Raw genomic sequence first — 215 nt, 5'->3', positions numbered from 1 at the left:
CTGTCCAAAGACGAAGGCGGCCGTCATACTCCGTTCTTCAAAGGCTACCGTCCGCAGTTCTACTTCCGTACTACTGACGTGACGGGTACCATCGAACTGCCGGAAGGCGTAGAGATGGTAATGCCGGGCGACAACATCAAAATGGTTGTTACCCTGATCCACCCGATCGCGATGGACGACGGTCTGCGTTTCGCAATCCGTGAAGGCGGCCGTAC

1 pseudogene is annotated in these 215 nt (G+C 56.3%); it reads left to right on the top strand.

Features of this window, described 5'->3' with window-relative positions:
- Positions 1-215, top strand: a pseudogene (gene tuf, locus FDX19_RS14095) (elongation factor Tu); the annotation flags it as partial.

The sequence above is a fragment of the Citrobacter sp. wls619 genome, assembly GCF_005281345.1.
In the GTDB taxonomy this organism is placed as follows: domain Bacteria; phylum Pseudomonadota; class Gammaproteobacteria; order Enterobacterales; family Enterobacteriaceae; genus Citrobacter.
This window is presented reverse-complemented; position numbering and strand designations above follow the sequence as displayed.